The organism is Leptospira kmetyi serovar Malaysia str. Bejo-Iso9 (genome assembly GCF_000243735.2).
Classification (GTDB): Bacteria; Spirochaetota; Leptospiria; order Leptospirales; family Leptospiraceae; genus Leptospira; species Leptospira kmetyi.
Genome location: NZ_AHMP02000003.1, coordinates 829,620 through 852,506 on the forward strand (window position 1 = coordinate 829,620; position 22,887 = coordinate 852,506).

Sequence of the window (22,887 nt, forward strand, 5' to 3'; positions counted from 1 at the left end):
CTGATTTTAAAATAAAAAGGAGATACTATGTCTGCAGGTTTTTTATTCACGTTATTCTTCATAGCGTTGATCTATCTGATTCGCAAGACGTTCATCATCGTTCCGCAACAGTATTGTTACGTCGTGGAACGCGTGGGAGTTTTTAAAGGCGCTTTGGAAGCCGGGTTTCATTTTCTCTGGCCCGTCATCGAAGTCGTAAAATACAGACAAACCCTCAAAGAAATCGCCATAGACATTCCTCCTCAGATGTGTATCACGAAGGACAACGTCTCGATCGCGGTCGACGGAATTCTTTACTTGAGAGTGGTCGACGCGTATAAGGCGTCGTATGCGATTCAGAATTATATGCTCGCGACGCAACAGCTCGCACAAACCACTCTTCGTTCCGAAATCGGTAAGTTGATTCTGGATCAGACCTTCGCGGAAAGGGACGATATCAATTCCCACGTTGTGCGCGCTTTGGACGAAGCGACCGATCCCTGGGGAATCAAGGTAACCCGATACGAAATCAAAAACATTTCTCCTCCGAAAGAAATTCTTCACGAGATGGAAGAACAGGTAAAAGCCGAACGGGTTAAAAGAGCGGAGATCACAATCTCCGAAGGGGAAAAACTTTCGAGAATCAATCGTTCCGTCGGCGAGAAGGAAGAAGCGATCAACGTTTCCGAAGGGGAAAAGATGAAAAAGATCAACGAAGCCGAAGGTAAGGCTTTGGAGATCGAGCTGATCGCCGCCGCGAAAGCGAAAGGGATTCAGATGATCGCCGAATCGATTTCTCGGGAAGGCGGCGGAGAAGCGGTCAATCTGCAGATCACGGAAGATTATCTCACGGGTCTCGGAGAAATTTTAAGCGTGTCCAAAACCACCATTCTCCCCGCGGAGCTCGCCAATATCGCCGGTGTGTTCGAAGGTCTTTCCAAAGTAACCGGAAAGTTACCCGAAATCAAATCTCCGAAAGAGAAGGAAGGTCAATAAGATGGAAACGTTTCAAAGCACATTCGTAATGATATTCTGGACCTTGTTCGGAATTTATTTCGCGTATAAACTCTATCGTTCCATTCGTATCGTTTCCGCTCAGGATTGTATCGTCGTGGAAAAATTCGGCAAATACAGCAGAACCTTACACGCGGGTCTTCATCTTCTTTGGCCCTTTATCGAAAAAGACGCCTACTATCATACGCTCAAGGAACAAGCGACGGACGTTCCTCCTCAGACTTGTATTACTAAGGACAACGTAAAGGTGGAGATGGACGGAATTCTTTACTTGAAAGTGCTCGATCCGCATAAGGCGAGTTACGGAATCAACGACTATCAATTCGCCTCCTCTCAGCTCGCGCAAACTACGATGAGAGCGATCATCGGTACGATGGACTTGGATGTTACGTTCGAAACCAGAGACGCGATCAATAGTAAAATTCTCGAAGTATTGGATCAGGCGACCGAACCTTGGGGAATTAAAGTGAATCGTTACGAGATCGTAAACATCACTCCTCCCAAATCCATTTTGGAAGCGATGGAAAAAGAAAAGAAGGCACAAATCTCGAAGAAGGCTCAGATCTCTCTTTCCGAAGGAGATCGCGACGCGAGAATCAACCGTTCTCTCGGTTTCAAAGAAGAAGCGATCAACAAATCCCAAGGGGAAAAACAAAAAAGAATCAACGAAGCCGAAGGGGTCGCGAAAGAAGTGGAAGCGATCGCAATCGCCACCGCCAAAGGAATCGAACTTCTCGCGCAATCCATCAATTCCAAGGGTGGAAAGGACGCGGTAAAATTGAGAATCGGCCAGAAGTTCATCAAAGAATTCGAGAAGATCTCCGGTAAAAAAACGGAAATCGTTCTTCCTTTGAATCTTGCGAACTTCCGTTCGATTTTGAAATCCGTTTTAGGAACTACGGATTCGAAAAGTTAAAATTCGTTTTAGGGAGAAGTGCGGAGGTTTTGTTTCAAGACAAACCTCCGTGTGGGAACTCATACGCGGTCCAGATCTGCAGAAGTCGCCTAGGTTTTCAGGAATTTGTGGGAACTCTTACAAGGAACGTGAACTCGAAAATTTTCCCGACAAAGATTGTGGGAACTCATACAAAATCAAAGACGACGACTCAAAGTCTTCTGCTTTGTTCCACGATCTCCGTGATCTGAATTCCGTAAAAATCGTCCATAGCCACGAGTTTACCTCTTCCGACCAAACGACCGTTGGCAAGAATATCTAAATCTTCACCGACATTCTTATCCAATTCTACGACGACGCCCTCGTTCAGACCGTTTACGTCCTTGATATACATGTTCGTTCTTCCCAACTCCACCGTAAGAGCCAGGTTTACGTCCATCAGCAAATTTAAGTTTGTGGATTGTGTCGGAGAAGATTGTCTAGAAGACGGTCTTGGTGCGGACGGAGCGGGAGTAGAAGATGGTCCAAGCGCCGCGGAAATATCCGCAAACGAAGGAGCGTCGCCACCGGCTCCTCCGCCACCACCGGCCGGAGCATCGCCCCCGCCGCCCAGCAAAGAATCCAATTCTCCACTGAGATTAAAATCGGATCCGCTTCCGGCTCCCGGTGCGGCGTCACCTCCGCCTCCCGTCAACAGAGCGTCTATGTCTTCTTGTGAGAGCGAACCTTCACCCATTTTTCATTCTCCTTCGCAAATCCGATAGTAAAGAAATCGACAGAATCTCAGATTCCTACAAGAGTATTTTCAGATTCAAACGAGGTATTGTACGCATTGAATTCCCCCTCCCAACCCGAATCCGTTTCCGGAGAATCCGTTCCTTCCGAAGTGGATTTTACAAAAACCAAGAGTTTTCTTCATGGAGAATTGAGCGCGCTCGGATTTCCGACCACTGATCTTCCCGCAGTGACCTCGGAAAAAAAAGACCTCAAGATAGAATTTCAAGTCGCCTCCGTTTCCAAAACCGCCCTTTTCGATTGTCTCCAGATTCTCAAAAACCATATCGAGAATTTGAGAATTCACACGTTTGAACCCGGTTATTATTGTATCCAAGCCCTAAACGAAAACCTCTTCGAAACCAAAAATCTTTTGGAGACAATCCGCTTTCGATTCTATTCCGGAAGAACCAAAAATCGAGTCGAAATCACCAAAAAGGGAGATTTCACAAGAGAAGAATTGTTCGCGACCCTCGCCCTTTTTAAATTCTTAAAATCCGAAAAAGGCGCCGAAACCGCAAGACCCGAGGAACTTTTGGCTTCTCTGGGAGTGGAAGTGTTCAATCCCTTGGACGAGGAGAAGAATGGAAAGTCGGTCACCTTTGACCAAGTCGCCGGATACGAAGGTGTCAAACAACAGATTCTTGAATCCATCATTCTTCCGTTAAAAAACCCGGATATGCTCTCCGAACTTTCCAAACTCACCCGAAAGTTTCCGAGCGATACGAGACCCAGAGCCGTTTTGTTTGAAGGAGATCCAGGCGTCGGAAAAACGACCATGGCCCGCGTGGTTTCCTGTATGACGGGTCTTCCCTTAATTTATGTCCCCGTAGAATCCATCATGAGTAAGTATTACGGAGAAAGCGCACAAAACATGGCCTACGTGTTCGACGCGGCCGCGCTTTTCCCCGCTTGTTTGATCTTTTTGGATGAAATCGATTCTCTTGCGGGAAGCAGAGAAGAAGGAATGTTCGAGGCGACTCGGAAAATCCTGTCGGTTCTTTTACGCAAAATAGACGGGTTCAGTAGCCAGAGAAACTCGGTCACGATCGGAGCCACAAACCGAAAACAGGATCTGGATCACGCCCTTCTCTCCCGATTTGATCGGACCATCTACTTTCCGTTACCCGATCTCGCCGAAAGAGCGAAGGTCCTCGAGGCATATGCGATTCATCTTTCGGAATCCGAAAGAATCAACATATCCCAAGGATTAAACGGACATTCCGGAAGAACGATCCGCGATTTCTGCGATCTGGTGGAACGAAAATGGGCCTCCTATCTCATTGAAAAAGGATTGAAACCGGTCCCGCCACCGTATGAACTGTATCTGGAAAATAGCTCCGTTCGCTCGAAATAATCTCGGTTTTTTTGATAAAAAGTGGTGCATTCATTCAATCCGGAGTCTATTATTCCGATAATACAACATAGGGATCTATAGCCAGACTAAGGTCTTGTTATCGGATTCAAATATCCGCTTCACTAAGGACAAGGGGAAATGAAACTTCAAAAGCTATTTTTAGTGGTTCTAGTCGCAATTTCTACTGCGGTATTTTCTCAGCAAAATTCCAACGCAGACCAGAAATCACAATCAGACGCTCAGTTAGGCCAGTCCATCCTGGAAACAGAGAGAAAACTCGACGAAAAAGTATTCGAATTGAACCAAAGACTCACACGTCATACGGTTCTTATGAAAATGAAAGTTCGAGTTCTTCCTTTCAGAACGGTTCTGTTTAAAGGAAAGGCGAATAACGACGAATGTGTTCCCGCGATCAATCAAGAAGATCCTGCGAACAACTGCATCCGCGTCGAAGTTTACGACTTTATCCGCGATGAAGAAAGAGGATTGAACAAAAACGTTCAAGGTTCCCTCGCAAAGTATATGGAGATATACTACGAAGGTCAGAACAGCAACGATCCTGAACCGAGAACGGAAGCTCCGAGAAACATCAACAAACTGAAATCTAAAATCTATAGAAACAACATGATTTTGGAAGACAAAATCATCTCCGAAGTAATGGACAGAGGACCGAACACTCAACCGTCTCACAACGATAAGGTGGAAGTTTTCTTTCAAAAAGACAATTACCCAGAGTATGGCCGTCCGGAAACCCCCGCTGAAAAAGGTGTTGGAAAATACATCCTCGCAGGCGTTGAAAACACCAAAACTCACCCGATCCGCAACTCTTTCAAAAAAGAATTCTATATCAAACACCTGGATCAGTTTGATAGACTCTTTACCAAAATTTTCGATTACAACGATCAGTTAGGAAACGAAAATTACAAAGAGAACGTTGACGCTCTGAAGGAATCTCTCCGCTACTAATAAGTGCGTTACATTCTCCCTTGTCCCCGATGCCAGACGGAACTCAGAATTCCCATTGATTTGGGAAAACTGACCGTCCGGTGTCCGCGGTGCTACGAATCCTTTTTATTCGACCCTGAGAACGCCGGTAAACACGGTGTGGGTTATTTCGAAAAAGGTTCTCAAGAAGAGAATCCCTATCGCAAAAGTTTTTTAGACGCCCTTTGGGAAAGTCTCAGACGCAACTTCTACGACTTTAGATCCCGATTTCAAAACATACGACCGTTTGCACAAACCCCGGGTAAAAGACTCGCTCGGAATTTTCTTTTGATACTTTTGACGATCGGAATCGTTCGTACCTGTTTCTTTTCTCCGTTTCAGGATCTACGCAATCCGGATCCGTTTTCCAATTCCAATTCTCCGCAGGAAGTTCAACCTCAGGAAATCGTTCCGGAAGAACCGAATATTCCCTCCACTCCTCCTTCCGAAGAAGAACAACAAGTCAAACCCGAGTTTCAAATCTAAGGGTTTTGTTTCCGCGTTTTGAATCTGCTCGTTTGCAAAGAAGAATGGAGAATTTCGAACTCGAATCGATTCTACATCGACGATCGGCAAAGAATCGAACATATATGCAAAATTTTGAATAAATCGGAAGGCTCCCGTTTGAAAGCCGGTTTGATCGATCATTCCTTGGGAAGATGGATCATCGATACGATTTCGCCGGATCGAATCGAAGGAACTTATAAACCGATCTTAAAACCGAAACCCCGTTTTCCGGAAGTTCATATTTTACTGGCGATCAATCGTCCTCCTACGGTTCGAAAAATTCTTCAGTTGGCCGGAACCTGGGGCGTCGCATCGATTCAATTTTTTATCAGCAAAAACTCCCGCAAAGAATATCTCACCTCCCCGGTTTGGAAGAAAGATGAAATCGAATCCGAGCTGATCGAAGGGATGGAACAAGGAAAGAATATATTTCTTCCGAAGATCAGTTTCGATTTTGTAAACCGTCCGGAAACGATCCTTTCCGAAAAATTGAAACAAACGGAGTTTCAGTTTCGACTGATCTTGGACCGAAAAGGTCAAACCCTCCCCCGCATCGTCGAGGACCGAAAAACACATTCAAATTTTGGAATATTCTCGATTGAAAATCCGATTCGAATCTTAGTCGCCATCGGACCGGAAAGCGGTTTTGTCCGAACCGAAATCGACTTTTGGAAACGAAACGGTTTTACCGACTTGAATCTTTCCACGAACGTATTACGCACCGAAACCGCGGTCGCGTTTTTACTCGCAAGACTCGAAGAAAGAAGTCTTTTTTTAAAAAGTTAGATTGCTCGAAAACAATACTTTCTGTTCGTCTTGAGCCTGGTATTGGCCCGATGCGGTATCATATACCCATTTACGAACGTTTTGAAGACGAACCGCGGCAAATCCCAAGTTGATCGCCAATTCCAAGGCGCCTTGAGAACGATCGTCGAGTTTAAACGCTTCCTTGTTTTCGTCGAATCCCTTCTTCATATAATATCCGTTTAACAGAACCAAGGTGCCCAGCGGAACGTAAACCCCCACGAATATCCTGGAATTGTTCGGTCCCGAATAATTCTCATAGTTGGATTCGATCGCGATTCTATAAAAGTTGAAGAGGACGGTTGTAAAATATCCTTTGATCTTTGCGGCGTCCGGATCGGCCAACTTTGCGGCTTCGAGTTTTGTCTGCGGAATATTACTCTGAAGATTGCTTTGATATCGTTCCAATTCGTAGAAACTGTCGAAATACATTGGTATATACGTCGCGCTCATATTTCTGTATTCCGGTTTGACTTGAAGATAAATATCCTTTCCGCCTAAACGAAGAATCGCTCCGTAGTGAGTTCCTTTCGCGTTGTCGATCTGTTTGATCTTGTTCACGTCGTAATAAGGGGTCAGTTCTATGTATTTCGAACTGAGAAGTTTATATTCGAAATCGAAACCGGTGATCGTCAATTTTTCCGTGGAACGCACAAGAGGATTGTTGTTATCGTCCACCTTCAATCTTCCCGTCGTATCGAACTTGAGTTCAAGAGGAGCCTTGTTGTCAAAGGCGGTCGTATAACCGATCGCGAAACGATTGCTGAAGTTATCCTGATTGAAAAGTTCTTTGAGGTTCTGCGGCTTTTCGGGTTTTTTCTCCGCGGGAATCATCTCTTCCTTCTTTTCTTTCGTTTTTTGATCCTCGATCAAAGCGCGATAGGATTCTTTTTCTTCCGCGCCGACTTCTTCGTAGACCTTTCTTCTTCCCGCCTCGTCCGCTACGTTTCCTTGACCTACGGTAAGCATGGAAAGAAGTCGGGAACGTCCCGAAATGATATCAAACAATTTGAATCCGATCGCGATCGGTCGTATATAAACGCGGGCCGAACTCACTTCTCTCGAATAGATCGAGTTGGTAAAAACCTGAACTCCTCCGAAATCGGAATTCATATCCGCCTGAAGACCCACGTTATACACATCCAAACGTTGGTTGTTCACGTATCGGTTTACGATCGTTCCGTGACCGATATAACCGTCGAACATCTTTCCCAAATACGCGGAATACGTAATTTCTCCGGGTGTGTATTTCCCGAACTGACCGAACCAGATATTGTTGATCACACGAAGATAATCGCTTTTTTCGTTGTAATCGAAGGATCTTAGTTTTCCGATCTTAGAATTTTCCTGCTTCGGATCCACGTCATACATCAGAAAGTTCAACGGAACCGTAAGAGAGGCTCCGAAATCTCCGCCGAAATTTAAATTCACGGTTGGAGCGACATAGAGATAGTAGTCGTTTTGGTATTTATTGATCCCGAGATCGTATGTAAACGGATCGGCCGGGTGCATATACTGTCTTCCAGGAGGCATCCAAAGCTGTGCTTGAATTCCTGTCTGAATCGCGAAGAAGAGAAATAGAAATGTAATTAGATATTTCGAACGTTTGGTCATGTCGGATCTGGTTATTACACCGAAAGGTCTTTTGAAACTCCCCTAAATCTCTTCCTATAAAGTTATACTCAATTATCGGAATCGAAATGCCAAATACTCTCTGAATCCAACAGTTTTCGAACCGAAAATATGCGATTTACGGGCATTAGGGGGAGAATAGAATCAGAAAACTCAGAAATTGCAATGGAAATTTTTTTACAGCCCATTCGCGTAAACAGATTTTTATTTCAATATAGCAGAATTTTGTTTGACTTTTCAAACTTAATTCTCAAGATACGAAAAAAGGAGAACTAGACCGAATGCCTAGAAACTATAAACCCGAGACAATCGCACTTCACGGAGGCCAATCTCCGGACCCGACGACCACTTCCAGAGCGGTCCCGATTTATCAAACTACGTCCTACGTTTTTAAGGATACCGACCACGCCGCTAGACTTTTCGGTCTTCAAGAGTTCGGAAATATCTATACAAGACTGATGAACCCGACCACCGACGTTCTCGAACAAAGAGTCGCTGCGTTGGAAGGCGGGGTTGCGGCCCTTGCAACCGCTTCCGGTCAAGCGGCGGAAACACTCGCTCTTTTGAACATCGTGGAATCCGGTCAAGAAATCGTCGCCTCTGCTTCTTTATACGGCGGGACCTATAACCTACTTCACTATACGTTTCCGAAATTGGGAATCAAGGTTCACTTCGTAGACCCTTCCGATCCGGAGAATTTCCGCAAAGCGGTGAACGATAAAACCAGAGCCTTCTACGCGGAAACATTAGGAAATCCTAAATTAGATACTTTGGATCTCGAAGCCATCGCCAAAGTCGCTCACGAATCGGGAGTTCCTTTTATCGTGGACAACACACTTCCTTCTCCGTATCTGATCAACCCGATCGAACACGGAGCGGATATCGTGGTCCATTCTTTGACGAAATTCTTAGGAGGACACGGAACTTCCATCGGGGGAATCATCATCGATTCCGGTAAGTTCAACTGGGGCAACGGAAAGTTTAAGAATTTCACCGAGCCGGATCCGAGTTATCACGGTTTGAAATTCTGGGACGTATTCGGCAAGTTCGAGCCTTTCGGCGGAGTCAACATCGCTTATATCATCAAAGCGAGAGTGCAAGGTCTGAGAGATACGGGCGCCGCGCTTTCTCCTTTCAACGCTTGGCAAATCCTGCAAGGGGTGGAAACTCTTCCTCTCCGAATCCGCAAACATTCGGAAAACGCCCTTGCGGTCGCGGAATATCTGAGCAAACATCCGAAAGTATCCTGGGTAAACTACCCCGGCTTAAAAACGGATAAGAATTATGCCCTCGCGAAGAAATACCATAAGAGAGATCTCTACGGTGCGATCTTAGGTTTCGGAATCAAAGGCGGAGTCGCGGAAGCAAAGAAGTTCATCGACGGACTCGAGTTATTCTCCCTTTTGGCAAACGTAGGAGACGCAAAATCCTTGGCGATTCATCCCGCGTCGACAACACACCAACAGCTGACGCCCGAAGAACAAGCTTCCGCAGGTGTGACTCCGGACTTCGTTCGTCTTTCTGTGGGTCTGGAAAATATCGAAGATATTCTCTTCGATCTGGAAGAAGCGCTGAAGAAAGTTTGATCCGTCAGTCGATCTGACTTTTTTGGTAATTTAAAGAGCCACTTTTCTTTTCATTTCCCGTCCAAGAAAGTAACTGAAAAGTTACGCGGTGAAAAGGAAAGTGGCAACCAAAACTTATGAATGAATCTGGATCGATCGGAATCATCGAAACCAAATTTGCCGAGTTCAAAGAACTTCCTTTGGACAACGGATCCGTCTTATCTCCGGTCGTAATCGCCTACGAAACCTACGGAACTCTTTCGCCTTCTAAGAACAACGCCATTCTGATCTGCCACGCACTTTCAGGTGACGCGCACGCCGCAGGTTATAACTCGGAGTCGGATAAAAAACCGGGTTGGTGGGACGACTACATCGGTCCCGGAAAATCCTTCGACACGAATCAATACTTTATCATCTGTTCCAACGTAATCGGCGGTTGCAAAGGTTCTTCGGGACCTCTTTCCATTCACCCGGAAACGGGAACTCCGTACGGTTCCCGCTTTCCTTTCGTTTCCATCCAAGATATGGTACGAGCTCAAAAACTTTTGGTCGAATCCTTAGGGATCGAAAAACTTCTCTGCGTTGCGGGCGGTTCCATGGGCGGAATGCAAGCCTTGGAATGGAGCATCGCGTATCCCGATTCTCTTTCGAATTGTATCATCATGGCTTCCACCGCGGAACATTCCGCGATGCAGATTGCGTTCAACGAAGTCGGCAGACAGGCGATTCTTTCCGATCCGAATTGGAACAACGGTCTTTACGACGAAAATTCTCCGCGAAAAGGTTTGGCCTTGGCGAGAATGGTCGGTCATATCACGTATCTTTCCGACGATAAGATGAGAGAAAAGTTCGGCAGGAACCCTCCTCGCGGAAACATTCTAACCACCGACTTCGCCGTCGGAAGTTATCTGATCTATCAAGGTGAAAGTTTTGTGGATCGGTTTGACGCGAATTCTTATATCTACGTAACCAAGGCCCTCGATCACTACAGCCTCGGCAAGGGCAAAGAATTGACCGCGGCTCTTTCTCCTGCGACTTGCAGATTTTTAGTCGTGTCGTACAGCTCCGATTGGTTGTACCCGCCCGCACAATCGAGGGAAATCGTAAAGTCTCTCGAAGCCGCGGACAAACGAGTGTTTTATTTGGAACTTCAATCCGGTGAAGGACACGATTCCTTTTTGCTGAAGAATCCGAAGCAGATCGAAATCCTCAAAGGGTTTTTGGAAAACCCGAACTAAAGATAAAAAGAACCGAGAATTCAACGAACGATATGACCCCCCTTGAAAAAAAGACATCCATCGATCTCGCTCTAAAAGAAAGACCGGACTTCGCTTATATTCTCAATTTGATTCCTTCCGGTTCGAGGGTTTTGGATTTGGGATGTGGAAACGGAACGTTGCTCTATCTTTTAAAAGAAAAAGGAATCCGCGGCCAAGGAATTGAAAAAGACGAGGATTGTATCGTGGAATGTATCCAACGAGGAGTTTACGTTCATCACGGTGACATCGACGAAGGTTTGGAACACCATCAAGACAAACGTTTTGATTACGTCATTCTCAACCAAACGATTCAGGAAACTAGAAATCCCGGCGAAATCTTAAAAGAATCCTTACGAATCGGTAAGAAGGTCATCGTTGCGTTTCCGAACTTCGGCCACTGGAACGTTCGTTGGACGATCTTAACGACCGGAAAAACACCCGTTACGGATCTGCTTCCGTATCGCTGGTTCAACACTCCGAATCTTCACTTTCTTTCGGTGCTGGACTTTGTCGAATTCTGCGAGATTCAAAAGTTTAAGATCGAAGACAAGGCGTACTTCAGAGATAAATCGCGGGTAAGAATTTTTCCAAACTTCTTCTCCAAACTTGCGCTTTTCGTAATATCTTAAACATATATTATTTTTTGAATATAATGTTATTTTGTTATTATAATATTCGAATATTATAATAACAAAATATTAAAACAAAAAATTCCGCGAAAGTCCGTTCACAAGGCGCGCTTCAATCAAGAGAACTTTTCAACCCGATCTCGATCAGATCCGCAAAAACCTCTTCCATCGAAATCCCGGCCGCCTTCGCCTGTTGCGGAATCAAACTGGTTTCCGTCATTCCGGGCAGGGTATTCGTTTCTAAGATATGAGGTTCGCCGTTTACGAGGATAAAATCGGTCCTGGAATAACCTCTGCAACCGAGAGATTCGTGCGCGGAAATCGCAAGCTCTTGAACCTTTTTCATTTCTATCTCGGAAATTCTCGCGGGCGTGATTTCGTTTGAGCCACCTTGTTTGTATTTGGATTCGAAGTCGAAAAATTCTCCACCGGGAACGATCTCGGTTGCGGGTAACGCGATTCTCGAGAATTTTCCGTTTCGATACCGCTCCAAAACTCCGCAAGAAACCTCGGTTCCCGCCAGAAAGGATTGGCTCATGATCTTGGAATCGGTTTCAAACATAAGAGAGAGTTGTTCCGCAAGTTGTTCCCGATTTGTAATCTTATGCGTAGAAACGCTGGAACCGCCTTCGACCGGTTTTAAAAACTGAGGAAATCCCAAGCCGATCAACTTGTTGACCGCAGCTTCGGGAGAGTTCGTATACTCCAACTTGCCGATCTCGAAGAACGGAGCTACCTTTTGTCCGGATTGTAAAAAAATCTGATTGGCCCTGGTTTTGTCCATGGCAATCGCCGAGGCGGTAACACCCGAACCCGTATATGGAATTCCGAGAACTCCTAAAAAACCTTGGACCGTTCCGTCTTCTCCCTTGCCTCCATGAAGACCGAGAAAAACGATGTCCGCGTCCAGATATGTGACGGAATCCGTTTTGGAAACACCGTTCATTTTTTGAAATTCTTCCTGAAACAATTCCGGAGAATTCACTGACTCAAACGGAACGAGCATCCGATATTCTAAAGGAACCACCCAGCCTCCCTCCTTGGTCAAGAGAATGGGTTTGACCGAATGCCCCATCGCATGCAAAGTCTTACAAATAAAACAACCGGTTCGAATCGAGATACTGTGTTCCGTAGAACTGCCACCAAAAAAGACTGCGATCTTAGCCAAAAGAAATTCTCCAAAAAGAATGGGTTCGGTTTAAACTTCGGTTCGAAGTTTAGAATCTTTTGCATCGTAATTCTTCTCTTCTCCTCTGAAAACATCTTTTCGGAATACCCTTCCAAACCCGTGGGAGAATTCAAATCGGAGTATGATCAATTCTGGTTTCTTTATCAAAAGGAAATCCGAGCGGGCGAATCCGAGGTCATCTTCCGTCCCTTCTACTCGAGTTATAGGGAAGAAAAATCCGCGTATCGATTTCAGACCGTTTTGTATCCGATCTACTACAGCGAAGAAACGAAATACTGGAAGGTTTGGACCTTTTTATTCTTCTTTACCGGAACCTCCACGCTTCACGAAGACGTGGGAGAAGATACGGACGTATTGACTCCTTTGTTGTTCTGGGGTTGGGGTGACACGGCCCGTGAAAAATACTTCGGATTTTTTCCGTTTGCGGGAAAACTCAGAAACAAGATCGGTTATTCGGAACTGAGCTTTGCCCTTTTTCCTCTTTATACGAACTGGAAATACAAGGACTACGAAGCGACCGCGGTCTTATGGCCGATCTTCCTGACCGCTTCCTCCGAAACCAGGGAAGAATTCAGGTTGTTTCCCTTGTATTCGAAAAAAGTTCATCGAGGGAAATACGAACGTTATTCGCTCTTGTGGCCCTTCTTTCAGTGGGGCACCGTCTTTCAGGATAAACGAGAACCGGTTCGTTACAAAATATTCTTCCCGTTTTTCGGATTCAAGGATTCCGAAGCGGGCAACATGAAGGCCAGAGGATTTTTCATCATTCCGCTTTTGGGTTCCTTTATCGGCTACGGCTATGACAAACGGACGGGCGAGAAGGACTTCAACGCGTTGTTCTTTTTGTTTCAGTACGGGGTCAATCAGGACGAGGATTACGGAAAGTTGATCTTCTTTCCTTTTTACGGCCATTACAGATTCGCTTCCAAACAAACCACGTTCGTAACTCCGTTCTACTTTCATTTGCAGACGGATACGTTTCATATCAAGTCGGACGATACGTTTCTGATTCCGTTCTACTTTAACTCGAAACGAAAATACGTTCAGTGGGATCGAGAAGAAAGTTATCTGAAACTCTGGCCCCTCTTCAAATATCAAAAGGACCGGGAAGGAAATCTGGTCTGGAACGTTTTGTCCTTGTTTCCGATCAAGTCCGAGGTCGTGGATCGGATCTGGGATCCTCTTTGGTCCATCGTGGAATATCAAAAACTTTCCAACGGAGAAAGAAGGGTTTCCGTTTTGATGCGAGCTTACACGCAGAGATGGACGGAAACCGAATTTCACGCGAGCATTCCGTTCGTATTGGAACTTTCCCTGACTCCCGAAAAAACTTCCTGGAAATTCCTTTACGGTCTCATCGGCTATGAAAGAATCGAATCGAACCGGAATCTCCAACTTCTCTGGTTTATCAAAATATGACCGAACCTATCAAAGAAAGACTCACCGAATTTTTTTACGCAAGCGGTTTTACGATCCTTTTGGTATATGAGAGTATTCTAAACCTTCCTTATAGTTTTTTTAAAAGAAAGGAAATTCTGGACCAGATGTACATCACCGGAGTCGGAAGTATCTCCGTGGTTTCCATCGTCGCGGTTTTTACCGGAATGATCATGTCCCTGAACACCGGACTCGGTTTAAAGGATTTCGGCGCGGAAGGACAAATCGGTCTTTTGATGACGATCACTCTCACGAGAGAAATGTCTCCGTTTATGACCGCGCTCATTCTCGCGGCGTCGATCGGTTCGGCGATGGCGGCGGAAATAGGAACGATGAAGGTTTCGGAAGAAGTCGACGCGCTCGAAGTGATGTCCATCGATCCGGTGCGTTATTTGATCTTTCCGCGTATCTTGGGTTTTTCGATCATGGTTCCCGTGTTATGCGTTTATTCCACGATTCTCGGAATCTTGGGAGGAGCGATCGTGGGTTATTTCCAACTCGGGATCGATTACTTCACATACTTTCGGGACGTGTTCGATCGAATCGCTTCGATTCCGGGTCTGAAGGATTTATACGTTGGAATTCTAAAAGGATTTATTTTCGGTGTGATCGTATCCGCGATCTCCTGTTCTCACGGTCTTAGAACCTCGGGCGGAGCGATCGGAGTCGGACGCGCCACAAGAGAATCCGTAGTCACCTCGTTTTTGATGGTGATCTTTACGGGTTATATGATCACCGCCCTACTTTATAGAGATTGAATATGGAACCGTTTGCAATCGAACTCAAAAACGTTCACAAGTCTTTCGGCAAAAGAAAGATTCTCGCGGGAATGGATCTGCACGTAAAAAAGGGAGAAACCCTCGTGATACTCGGACCTTCCGGAACCGGAAAATCCGTAACGCTCAAGCATATCACCGGACTTTTGGAACCCGACGCGGGAGATTGTTATATCTTCGGAGAAAGTATTTCCCGAGTCAGTCCCAAAGTAAAAACGAAACTCAGGGCGAGAATGGGGGTCCTCTTTCAATCCGGAGCCTTAATCAACTGGCTGACGGTATTCGACAACGTTGCCTTGCCGCTCCGAGAACACAAACTCGCATCCCAAGAAAAGATCAAAGAAATCGTGATGGAAAAATTGAAACTCGTGGATATGGTGATCGCAAAGGATAACTTTCCGAACGATATATCCGGAGGTATGAAAAAACGCGCGGGAATCGCAAGAGCGATTACGACAAACCCGGAGATCATTCTGTATGACGAACCCACGTCGGGTTTGGATCCCGTGATGTCGAACGTAATCAACGAACTCGTGTTAAAGATCCAAAAGGAAACCGGAGCCGCGCAGGTCGTGGTGACGCACGATATGTCGAGCGCGTATATGATCGCGGATCGGATCAGCTTCGTCTACAAGGGAAAGATCGTGTTTACCGGAACTCCCCAAGAGATTCAGAATTCGGACAACGAACTCATCCAACAGTTCATTCACGGAAAAACGACCGGACCTATGATCCTGGAAACCAAATAAAGGCCCCCAACCCATATAAGGAGAATTGAATATGAGTTCCTTGCGTTATCTTCTCGTCGGAGTCATTTTTACCGCAGCTATCGCAGTCGTCGGATATTTTACGATCATCACCGAAGGCGGTCCCGTAAAAAAACGAGGAGAATTTATGAAGGTCACCTTCCGAAACGCGGAAGGAATCAAAGTGGGAAACAAGGTCACCGTTCAAGGGGTTCCCTTCGGTTATGTTTCCGCGATTCGACTGATTCAAATCGACGAAAACGGAGTCGAGATTCAGGAAGGTGAAACCGGAATCGGAACCAGAGTGGAAATCACGATGCTTCTCCGTGAAAAAATAAGACTCTACGACAACTACGATATCATCATCAAAAACGAAAGTCTTTTGACCGGACGGGTGATCTCCATCGATCCGGGAACGACCGACCCGGAATCCGAAAGAACAAGAGCGAGAGCCACTCCCGTAACGATGATCGACTACAAAGCCGCGGGCGCCCTCAAAGGAAGGGTTCTTCAAGATCCTTTGGTAAGTTTATCCGAACTCATTTCGGAAAACCGGGGCGATATCCGTAAAACGTTTTCGAACATCGCCGATATCACCACAAAGATCAACACCGGAGACGGAAGTTTGGGACGTCTCATCAACAACGACGACGTTCATAAAAACGTAAACACGGTTTTGACGGACGCGCAGATCGTCCTCCGAGAACTCAGAGAAGGTCTCGAAGACACGAGAGAACAAACACCGGTCACCAGCTTTATCCGGGCCGCATTGAGCGCGTTTTAATATCATAAGTTTTTTTCAAAATTTTGGGCTTTATTTTTTCGACAGGTTCAATAAAATCTTAAAGACCGCCGTAATTTAATTTATTTTTATATTATAATGAAAGAATATACAATCTCCATCATCGGAACCGGAATCATGGGCCGCGGCATCGCGGAAAATCTCGGCAAGGCCGGACATAAACTCAGACTCTACGCGCGCGATCTTTCCAAAATCGCGGATCTAAAAAACGAAAAAACTTCGCTCTTCCGTTCTCCCGCGGAAGCGGCCAAAGAAAGCGATCTGGTCGTTCTTTGTCTTACAGAAGACGCAGTGGTCGAAACGGAAACGATTTCTTCCGGACTTTTAGATGCAAAACCTCCGATCATTTTGGATTGCGGGACGACTTCCCTGCCTCTTACCTTACGACTCGCAAAGGAATGTGCGGATCGAAAGATTCGTTTTTACGATTCTCCGATGACGGGTTCCAAAAACGCGGCAAGAGACGGACAAATTCTTTTTATGGTGGGAGCGAACGAAGAAGAAGTTTCGGACATTCGATTTTTCTTCGAGATTTGCGGAAAGAACACGGAATACTGCGGTTCTCTCGGCGGCGGACAAAAAGCAAAACTCGCCCTCAACATGATCCAAGCGGGAATCTTTCAGGTTTATATGGAAGGTTTTGAACTCGCAAAAAATTCCGGAATCGAACCGGAAATCTTAAAGAACATTCTTCTTCAATCGGCCGCAAAATCCGGAATCGCCGAGTTCAAGTTTCCGTTCGTGTTCAACGGAAACTACGAAACTCATTTTTCCTTAAAGAATATGAGAAAGGACGTCTACCACGCGATGGAACTCGCAAAGGAAAACAAGACGGACCTTTCTCTTTGTAAAAATCTTCCTGCGATCTACGACTCCGGTATGAAAGCCGGTTTCGGCGAAAAAGATTTTTGCAGTCTAAACGAAGTCACAGCGAAGATCCGTCCGCCCAAATCAAAGAATCCGTAAGGGCCTTTCCGTCTTCGTCCACTTTCAATCGGATATGAACGCTTTCGTCTCGAAGTCGTTTTTCATAATCCAATGCCTTGGTTTCGTTTACGTAAAAACGTTCGTTCCCGATTTTGAATCGTCCGTATTGACAGGTTCCGCGCAGATACAACTTGCAAACTTTACGATCTTGTAATGTTTCTGCGTTGCAGTTTTCGACGAAGGTTCCATCCCCTTCTTCGATTTTACCCGGATGAGAATAACATACGCAGTGCGCTGCATTCTTATCAAATTTATAAGATTCGTCCTGATTGTCGGTCGATGAGGTGCAAACCGAATACGTCTGATATTCGATATTGTATCGAAGATAATGACCGGACAACAAATCGCGCGGATCGTATCCGCTTACGGGAAGAATCAATTCTTTCCCGGACTTCTTTATAAATTCCAAATATACGATTTCGGACGCAAAAAACGCGACCGGGATCAAAAGCGCGATCGGTAAAAGAATCTTAAGGATTTTCATTCTTGTTCTCCCAAAAAGGTTCTCACCCTTCCTTTAAATTTCAGATAACCGACCGTCAACGCGATGATTAGAATTCCGGATAGGATCAAACCGAAGCCCGTATACGAAAGGGAACCGAATAAATCGAAGTAGAAATACAAAAAGCGAATTCCGATGACCGCGATGGAAAGATCGAAAATTCTTTTGTGGGAACGAAACGCGGAGGCGATTCCCAACCAAAACACGACGAACAACAAAGCGGGAATCATCGAAACGATTCGATTCCATACGCTTGCCAAGAACGTTTCCTGCATCGTATGAAGAAAGAAGATCGGAAAGTATAAAAGAAACAACGCAACCAAACTGATCGTAAAGGATTTCTTTTGCATCTTCGAAAACGAATCCGTTTTGAACAAAAGAAAAACTCCCGGAACGAGTCCGATCAAACGAATCCAAACGTTGCTCCAAGGATAATCCTTCAACGCTTGCAGCCAGGATTCCTTGCTTCCATCCAAGGAAGAATACCAAAGATCATACGAAGGTCTAAATCCCCAAAAGGCGCTTCCCGCGACTAAGAACAATAGGGTCCATAAAAAGAGAGAACCTTTGCGGGATTCCCAGGAAAACTTTTCGGACGCGAGCCAGATCGTATAAAATCCGATCGTACAAAAGAAGAAATAATTCTCCCAATACGTTTTGTCGAAACCGGAATTCTGATCCAAAATCCAACCGGTCAAAAAGATCTGAAATCCGATCAACCAAAGATGGAGTAACGTCTTGGAATCCGTCGCAAGAAGAAATAAAAAATTGAGAATACACCAAAGAGCGGCCGCTTCGTAGTATTCTCCCCCTCTGTGATAGACTTGGGAAACGAGTCCGATCATTCCGAGGATCAACATGGAATTGAACACGGTAAATACGGTGAGTAAATTCGGATTCTCCCGTTTCCAAAAGGCGAGACCCGATACGATCACAAGCAAAGAAAGACCGGCGCCTAACTTTAAGAAATCGTGAAGTTCTTCCCAGTTGGCGGCGATGATCGCGATCACTCCGATCCCGATCACAAAGACGCCCAATACGATAAAAGAATAATATAGATAGGGAGTTTTACGGGTTTCTTCGAATTTTAAAATCGCGTCCGATTGTTCGGATCGAATTAAACCTTCTTCCACCCATTTTTTGAGTTTTTGTTCCAAACGCATAGATGCAGGATTTTAGGAACGACCGACTTTAAGACAAGGAAATTTTTTTCGTTACCGGGTCCCTCCGTTACTCGTTTCACGGAGGAAAAAACCCGGTCTTTGCGGGGACTTCGTTTTAATATACGCTTTGTTAGCGGTCACTCTGATTCGCCGAAGGCTCTTCTCATCGCGGCTTGATACCGTTCCGTATACAGATTTTCGGGAGTGGCTTTCGGATTTCCGATCGTCTGAAGTCTTTTTTTATTTTCGGAGATTCTGTCCTCGTTCAAAGGGTGTGTGGATAAGAATTTAATCACACGTTTATCGGGGCTCGATCCGCCTTCTTCCTTTTCCTTTTTTTCGATCAAAACGAAAAACGATTCGAGTGCGCCGGGATAGTATTTCGTGGATTTTAAATATTCAAAACTCATTGAATCCGCTTCGGCTTCCGCGGAACGGCTGTTTGCCAACGTAAGAATTTCTCCCCCGACCCGCGAACCGAGATTGATCAGATTGGCCGCGTCCGATCCTAAAAAGATCGTAAGCCCGATATAAATCGTAAAATAAATTCCCAAAGAACTGATGATCTGTTTTACGGAATGTCTTTTTTCCGCGTGCGCGATTTCGTGCGCGAGAATGGCGGCTAACGTGGCCTCGTCTTGGATGAGTTTCAAAAGTCCCGTATAAACGAAGATATAACCTCCCGGAGTACAAACCGCGTTGATCGTATCGTCGTCGTCCAAGATGGAAATCTTATACGGAAAATCCTTTTTGTATTTGATCTGATCCGATTTGAGAATTCGATCCGCAACGGACTTAACGTATTTTTCCAAAGCCGGATCTTTGAGGATATGCATCCCTTCCTTTCCTTCTTTTGCGTTTTCCAAAAAGGATTTACCGATCTGAAGATCCAATTCGATGGGAACGACAGAATCGATGATCGCGCCGCAACCCCAAAGATACAAAACGGTAAAAAGAAGAAACAACTTCGGAAGAATCTTTTTCATAGAAAACATTCTTCTCAAATCTTGGATAAGAATCAACGCGGAATTTTTTAAACGAAGGGAAGAATTCCCCGCCAAAAAACGATTCGAAGGAGAGCGAACCGATCGCGTCAAATTTATTCCGCGCTGAGAACGGTTTCGTAACCGCCATACGCACGGATATTGATGACACCCGATGAAAAAAGAAGATATTGTCCTTTGATTCCCGTGAGAACGTCTTCGATCACCGGATTTTTTTCGGGAGCTAAGGATTGAATTTTTTGCGGATAACTCTGCACGGGATAACGAAGAATGGTGGGAGTTTCCTGATCCGAAACCTTGTAGTCGAGATCCAAATCCAATTCTTCGATTCGTTTTATGAATTCTTTTTTTCGTTCGGAAAGATCGATCGGTTCCGGATCACCCGCGACCATCTTTTGCCAAGTGGTTCGATCCGATAACACTTTCGAAAGTTCTTTTTCGATGATTCCAGCGTCCCTTCTCGATGTGACTTCGACGAGAGGAATTCCCTGAACCGCACCCTGATCCACCCAACGATTGGAAACCGGATTCTCCTTCGTGATTCCGACTTTGATCGCGGAACTGTTTGCGAGATACACTGTGTGAGGAATAAAACAATGAGATTCTCCCCAGTCGGGTTCGCGGCAGGTTCCCAGATGAAAATGGCAAGTATCGGGTCTTAAAATACAAAGATCGTTTTCAGCGAGAGTTTGAAAACATGTAAAACAATTTCCTTGGTTGAAACTTTTTTTCGTGATTCTTCCGCAGGAAACACAACGGATCTTTCCGGTGAACTCGAGTTTCACCTTCTTACCCAAGTAGTTTAGAATAGTAGAATTTTCTTGAATACGAGCCTCTTGTTTTTCGGAGGAATCGGAATCGTAGGTCGCGGTCACCCAGATATAGGATACCGGATCGATTCCTTGATGATCCATCATTCTTAAAAAACCCGAGGCGATCGGTTTCATGGAAATAAAATTTCCCTTCCCGATAAGGGTCTCAGTATAGGATCGACTTTTACTTCCAAGATTGCGTTGAGTTTCGAACCGGACCAATCAAAGATCAGAATTCGATCCTGAAATTCGTAATGACTGAGTTGTCCGTTGTTTAAGTAAAACGCGCGTAAAGATTCTCCCGGATTTTCCTCGGAACCGATCTGAGCGACATTTTTTCCGGAAATCGTAGTACCTGAGTATAGTTGAATATTCTTATATTCTTTGAGAGGGCCCGGATTCGGATTCAAACCTCGGTTCGGCGACGGAGAATTTGCGGACGCGGTCGTCGCGTTCGCTGGAGACAAACTCGAAGTCGTCGAAGCGGCGTCCGAGGAAGAGACGGAAGCATGCGTAGACGGACTCTGTTGTTTCAACAATCCGCAGAAAAAAGGACCGGGAAGTTCGGGAATGGAAATCGAACAGGGAGAATTTTCCCAAACCTGTTCCTGACTCGCGGGATATTCCCTTCTCAAACTCTGGGCGACTTTCGCGTAGGTATAATACTTGAGTCTACCTATGAGTTCTCGGAGAGAATATTCCTTCCAAGACGGTTCTTCCGCGGAAACGGAAACATTCAAAAAAAGGAATAGAATCAAAAACGAAAACGTTCTGAACAACGTAAAAATTCCTTTTTCCATCTTAGTAGAGATAATATTTCTTAATCTTCTCATTGTATTCTTTCTCGGCAGAATTTAAAAATTCGGAATACTGATCGTAACTTTTTCCGCTGTCGATCGCTTTTCGAAAGGATTCCGTTCCCCACAGAAAATCAATGTTATGCGTTCCGTCCGGATACGATCTCCATTTGAACTCTTTGTATTGATTTTTCAAACCCGCGATCAACTTAAAAGCCATTTTCAACGGATCGTATTTTCGATTTACGACCGTTAGGCGAAGTCCTCTGCAGATTTCGTTTTTATACGGACCGAAGACCGGTTTAAAAAACACGGTTTGATAGTAATAATCTCCGCCGGAGTTCTGATTCAATTCTTCCGCCAACTTCTCGGGTTCGTTCATCCAAGGTGCTCCGAAGTAAACAAAAGGAGCGGTAGTTCCTCGTCCGACGGAAACATTCACGCCTTCCAGTAAAACAAGACCCAAGTAATTGATCGCGGAATCCACGGTCGGCAAGTTCGGAGACGGCGTGGTCCAAGGAATTCCTTCCTTATCCCAATCGAAGGAACGTTTTGCGTTCTTCGGAGATATGATTTCCAACTGAACTTTTTTATCCAAGTATTCCGAGTTGTAGAACACGGCGGATTCTCCCAAGGTCAAACCTCCGAAAAAGAGGGATGGAAATTCTCCCGCAAAGTTTAAGAATCGTTTGTCGATCATTTCCCCTCTTCCCTTTAAATACAGAGCCGGGTTTACGTGATCGAGTACGATGAGTTTCGTGCTCGCCGGATCGGGGATTCCGTCCATGATTCTTTTTAAAACCGTGAGGTAAGTATAACATCTCATCCCCATATCCTGCACGTCGAAAAGGATCGCATCCGCTCCTTTTAAGATCGCCGGAAGTTCCGCGTTCTTTACGCGATAGATATGATAGATGGGAAGATTGAAAAATTCGTCCACGGTTACGGGAGATTTGCTGAAGTCTTCCTCCAAACCGAGAAAGCCGTGTTCGAGTCCGATCAGATGTTTGATTTTAACGTCGTGTTTTTTAAATTCTCGAACGATTCTTTCGGGGCTTCTGCCGATTCCGGATGGATTCGTAATGAGAATTACATTCTTACCCGCAAGTCCGGGAAGAATGTTCGAATAAAATTCGATTTCAGAAGGGATTAGTTTAGAATCCGCAATATGTTTGCGAAAGCTTCTTTCCGCGCAGGCAACGGAAGGAAAGAAGAGAAAAAAAATGACTAAAAGGAAGAATTTTTTCTTTATTTTTGTGTAGAGCATCCGAGA

Annotated in this window: 23 protein-coding genes; 14 read left to right on the forward strand and 9 right to left on the reverse strand. The window is 45.2% G+C overall.

Going from position 1 to position 22,887, the window contains the following annotated elements:
- Window positions 1–27: 27 nt before the first annotated feature.
- Window positions 28–975, forward strand: a complete 948-nt coding sequence (locus LEP1GSC052_RS06245; RefSeq protein ID WP_010574945.1) for an SPFH domain-containing protein — start codon at window positions 28–30, stop codon at window positions 973–975.
- 1 nt (window position 976) lies between these two features.
- Window positions 977–1,909, forward strand: coding sequence for an SPFH domain-containing protein (locus LEP1GSC052_RS06250; protein WP_010574946.1), 933 nt, complete (start codon window positions 977–979; stop codon window positions 1,907–1,909).
- Window positions 1,910–2,099: 190 nt separating this feature from the next.
- Here LEP1GSC052_RS06250 and fliN read toward each other — a convergent pair whose 3' ends face one another.
- Entirely contained in the window at window positions 2,100–2,624 is a 525-nt protein-coding gene (gene fliN / locus LEP1GSC052_RS06255) for a flagellar motor switch protein FliN (RefSeq protein ID WP_010574947.1), read from the reverse strand.
- Window positions 2,625–2,720: 96 nt separating this feature from the next.
- On the opposite strand from fliN, the gene LEP1GSC052_RS06260 reads away from it, so the two are divergent.
- The 4 genes from LEP1GSC052_RS06260 to LEP1GSC052_RS06275 all read left to right on the forward strand — a co-directional run bounded on the left by LEP1GSC052_RS06260 (window position 2,721) and on the right by LEP1GSC052_RS06275 (window position 6,296).
- Window positions 2,721–4,019 carry an AAA family ATPase gene (locus LEP1GSC052_RS06260; RefSeq protein ID WP_010574948.1) on the forward strand — a complete coding sequence of 433 codons (1,299 nt, stop codon included), beginning with the start codon at window positions 2,721–2,723 and terminating at the stop codon, window positions 4,017–4,019.
- A gap of 138 nt (window positions 4,020–4,157) precedes the next feature.
- Complete coding sequence (fcpB, locus tag LEP1GSC052_RS06265) at window positions 4,158–4,985, forward strand: flagellar-coiling protein FcpB (protein ID WP_010574949.1); 828 nt, start codon at window positions 4,158–4,160, stop codon at window positions 4,983–4,985.
- Between the two features lie 60 nt (window positions 4,986–5,045).
- The gene (locus LEP1GSC052_RS06270; protein ID WP_010574950.1) at window positions 5,046–5,489 is read left to right on the forward strand and encodes a hypothetical protein; all 444 of its coding nucleotides are present in this window, start codon (window positions 5,046–5,048) and stop codon (window positions 5,487–5,489) included.
- An 18-nt stretch (window positions 5,490–5,507) separates the two neighbouring features.
- A complete protein-coding gene (locus LEP1GSC052_RS06275) occupies window positions 5,508–6,296 on the forward strand; it encodes a 16S rRNA (uracil(1498)-N(3))-methyltransferase (RefSeq protein WP_010574951.1) in 789 nt (262 codons plus the stop codon).
- Here LEP1GSC052_RS06275 and impL63 read toward each other — a convergent pair.
- Entirely contained in the window at window positions 6,285–7,928 is a 1,644-nt protein-coding gene (impL63, locus tag LEP1GSC052_RS06280) for a cytoplasmic membrane protein ImpL63 (RefSeq protein ID WP_040912882.1), read from the reverse strand. The two genes, LEP1GSC052_RS06275 and impL63, sit on opposite strands and share 12 nt — an antisense overlap.
- Window positions 7,929–8,227: 299 nt before the next feature.
- On the opposite strand from impL63, the gene LEP1GSC052_RS06285 reads away from it, so the two are divergent.
- The 3 genes from LEP1GSC052_RS06285 (at window position 8,228) to metW (ending at window position 11,399) form a co-directional block, all read left to right on the forward strand.
- Window positions 8,228–9,532, forward strand: coding sequence for an O-acetylhomoserine aminocarboxypropyltransferase/cysteine synthase family protein (locus tag LEP1GSC052_RS06285; RefSeq protein ID WP_010574953.1), 1,305 nt, complete (start codon window positions 8,228–8,230; stop codon window positions 9,530–9,532).
- Window positions 9,533–9,648: 116 nt separating this feature from the next.
- Window positions 9,649–10,749: a homoserine O-acetyltransferase MetX gene (gene metX, locus LEP1GSC052_RS06290; protein WP_010574954.1), complete on the forward strand. Its 1,101-nt coding sequence runs from the start codon at window positions 9,649–9,651 to the stop codon at window positions 10,747–10,749.
- 32 nt (window positions 10,750–10,781) lie between these two features.
- Window positions 10,782–11,399 (forward strand): methionine biosynthesis protein MetW, encoded by a 618-nt coding sequence (metW, locus tag LEP1GSC052_RS06295; RefSeq protein ID WP_010574955.1) that lies wholly within the window; start codon window positions 10,782–10,784, stop codon window positions 11,397–11,399.
- 112 nt (window positions 11,400–11,511) lie between these two features.
- Here the strand turns inward: metW and LEP1GSC052_RS06300 are convergent, their stop codons facing one another.
- Entirely contained in the window at window positions 11,512–12,567 is a 1,056-nt protein-coding gene (locus LEP1GSC052_RS06300) for a D-alanine--D-alanine ligase (protein ID WP_040912883.1), read from the reverse strand.
- On the opposite strand from LEP1GSC052_RS06300, the gene LEP1GSC052_RS06305 reads away from it, so the two are divergent.
- The 5 genes from LEP1GSC052_RS06305 (at window position 12,523) to LEP1GSC052_RS06325 (ending at window position 17,315) form a co-directional block, all read left to right on the forward strand.
- On the forward strand, window positions 12,523–14,007 hold the full coding sequence (locus tag LEP1GSC052_RS06305; protein ID WP_020985613.1) for a hypothetical protein: 1,485 nt from the start codon (window positions 12,523–12,525) through the stop codon (window positions 14,005–14,007). The genes LEP1GSC052_RS06300 and LEP1GSC052_RS06305 overlap by 45 nt on opposite strands.
- Entirely contained in the window at window positions 14,004–14,783 is a 780-nt protein-coding gene (locus LEP1GSC052_RS06310) for an MlaE family ABC transporter permease (RefSeq protein WP_010574957.1), read from the forward strand. The genes LEP1GSC052_RS06305 and LEP1GSC052_RS06310 overlap by 4 nt, the downstream gene beginning before the upstream one ends.
- Before the next feature lie 2 nt (window positions 14,784–14,785).
- Window positions 14,786–15,550 (forward strand): ABC transporter ATP-binding protein, encoded by a 765-nt coding sequence (locus LEP1GSC052_RS06315; RefSeq protein WP_010574958.1) that lies wholly within the window; start codon window positions 14,786–14,788, stop codon window positions 15,548–15,550.
- Window positions 15,551–15,581: 31 nt separating this feature from the next.
- Window positions 15,582–16,331, forward strand: coding sequence for a mammalian cell entry protein Mce (gene mce, locus LEP1GSC052_RS06320; RefSeq protein WP_020986718.1), 750 nt, complete (start codon window positions 15,582–15,584; stop codon window positions 16,329–16,331).
- Between the two features lie 96 nt (window positions 16,332–16,427).
- Window positions 16,428–17,315 carry an NAD(P)-dependent oxidoreductase gene (locus LEP1GSC052_RS06325; protein WP_010574960.1) on the forward strand — a complete coding sequence of 296 codons (888 nt, stop codon included), beginning with the start codon at window positions 16,428–16,430 and terminating at the stop codon, window positions 17,313–17,315.
- Here LEP1GSC052_RS06325 and LEP1GSC052_RS06330 read toward each other — a convergent pair.
- The 6 genes from LEP1GSC052_RS06330 to LEP1GSC052_RS06355 all read right to left on the reverse strand — a co-directional run bounded on the left by LEP1GSC052_RS06330 (window position 17,275) and on the right by LEP1GSC052_RS06355 (window position 22,881).
- On the reverse strand, window positions 17,275–17,820 hold the full coding sequence (locus LEP1GSC052_RS06330) for a GDYXXLXY domain-containing protein (protein ID WP_010574961.1): 546 nt from the start codon (window positions 17,818–17,820) through the stop codon (window positions 17,275–17,277). The genes LEP1GSC052_RS06325 and LEP1GSC052_RS06330 overlap by 41 nt on opposite strands.
- Window positions 17,817–19,001 (reverse strand): DUF2157 domain-containing protein, encoded by a 1,185-nt coding sequence (locus LEP1GSC052_RS06335; RefSeq protein WP_010574962.1) that lies wholly within the window; start codon window positions 18,999–19,001, stop codon window positions 17,817–17,819. Before LEP1GSC052_RS06335 ends, LEP1GSC052_RS06330 begins: the two co-directional genes overlap by 4 nt.
- A gap of 137 nt (window positions 19,002–19,138) precedes the next feature.
- Window positions 19,139–19,996, reverse strand: coding sequence for a M48 family metalloprotease (locus LEP1GSC052_RS06340; protein ID WP_040913324.1), 858 nt, complete (start codon window positions 19,994–19,996; stop codon window positions 19,139–19,141).
- 104 nt (window positions 19,997–20,100) lie between these two features.
- Window positions 20,101–20,952, reverse strand: a complete 852-nt coding sequence (locus LEP1GSC052_RS06345) for a DUF2797 domain-containing protein (RefSeq protein WP_010574964.1) — start codon at window positions 20,950–20,952, stop codon at window positions 20,101–20,103.
- Window positions 20,949–21,650, reverse strand: a complete 702-nt coding sequence (locus LEP1GSC052_RS06350) for an LIC_11883 family protein (RefSeq protein WP_020986823.1) — start codon at window positions 21,648–21,650, stop codon at window positions 20,949–20,951. The genes LEP1GSC052_RS06345 and LEP1GSC052_RS06350 overlap by 4 nt, the downstream gene beginning before the upstream one ends.
- Window positions 21,619–22,881, reverse strand: coding sequence for an exo-beta-N-acetylmuramidase NamZ family protein (locus tag LEP1GSC052_RS06355; protein ID WP_010574967.1), 1,263 nt, complete (start codon window positions 22,879–22,881; stop codon window positions 21,619–21,621). The genes LEP1GSC052_RS06350 and LEP1GSC052_RS06355 overlap by 32 nt, the downstream gene beginning before the upstream one ends.
- Between the last annotated feature and the right edge of the window lie 6 nt (window positions 22,882–22,887).